2 protein-coding genes are annotated in these 1,125 nt (G+C 40.1%); both read left to right on the top strand.

What is annotated here, in order from left to right; all coding sequences use genetic code 11:
- Window positions 1-56 precede the first annotated feature (56 nt).
- Window positions 57-560: a helix-turn-helix domain-containing protein gene (locus QT994_RS27705; protein ID WP_333180349.1), complete on the top strand. Its 504-nt coding sequence runs from the start codon at window positions 57-59 to the stop codon at window positions 558-560.
- Window positions 557-1,117 (top strand): IS630 family transposase, encoded by a 561-nt coding sequence (locus QT994_RS27700; protein ID WP_333180348.1) that lies wholly within the window; start codon window positions 557-559, stop codon window positions 1,115-1,117. Before QT994_RS27705 ends, QT994_RS27700 begins: the two co-directional genes overlap by 4 nt.
- Window positions 1,118-1,125: the final 8 nt, after the last annotated feature.

Here is a 1,125-nt window from a genome sequence, read left to right as displayed (position 1 = left end):
ATACCAATTTTATGTGAAGTTGCATATAATAGAGAGATAGCTTGTATGGTGCGTTTATGAGTCGTAGTTTTAAAATAACAATTGAAGAAAGTGCAGAATTTTTAGAAAAACAACTAAAAAATACTCGTACTGCCAACCAAAAAGAACGAATACAAGTATTATGGTGGTTAAAAACAGGGCAAGTACAGGAGCATCAAGAATTAGCGCATCGTTTGGGTAGAGACAAATCTACGATAACCCGATGGTTACAAAAGTATCGGCGGGGTGGATTATCGGAATTATTGTTGGTAAAAAAAGCCCCCGGACAAGTACCACACATGACTCTGGAGGCATTAGCAGGGCTCAAAGAACGTTTAGAAAAAGGAGCCGCCTTCAAAAGCTACGGAGAAATTGTTGAATGGCTCAAAAAAGAGTATAGTCTAGAACTGACTTATGCAACAGTTTATGCTTGGGTGCATTATCGCCTCCAAGCAAAACTGAAAGTGCCACGTCCGCAAAGTGCTTTACAGGACATAAAAGCAGTGGAACTTTTTAAAAAAACATCGTCCCAGCAGTCTTGACGTTTCAAAAATTCTTTGGTAAGGGTAAACGGCTACGATATTTGTGTCAAGATGAAACCCGTTTGGGACTGAAAACGTTGACGGGTAAAGTAATTACAGCCCGGGGGGTAAAACCAGTTGCTCCCATACTGTGGAAGCGTGAAAATTTTTGGTTGTATGGGGTAGTCGAACCATTGAGTGGCTGGCATTTTTGCCAAGAATATGCCCATCTTAATGGAGAAGATTTCCAGCAATTTATTGACGCTCTTTCTCTACAATTGGGTGAAGATATTGCGCTCATTCAAATGGATCGAGCGGGTGCTCATATCACTAATGAACTCTCATGGCCCGAAAATTTAATTCCAGTCTGTCAGCCCTCACATAGTCCAGAACTTAATCCAATTGAACGGGTCTGGGAATATATCAAACAGCAACTTGTTGGAGAAGTTTTTACAACTCTTGGGCAACTACGAGAGCGTTTGCAACAAGTTCTTGAAAACATCACTCCTGAGCAAATTAGTTCGTTGTCATCTTACAATTTTATTCTTGAAGCCCTATTCTATGCAGCTTCATATTAAATTGGTAT

Origin of the sequence: Microcoleus sp. S13_B4 (assembly GCF_036700885.1) — a bacterium.
In the GTDB taxonomy this organism is placed as follows: Bacteria; Cyanobacteriota; Cyanobacteriia; order Cyanobacteriales; family Microcoleaceae; genus Microcoleus.
This window is presented reverse-complemented; position numbering and strand designations above follow the sequence as displayed.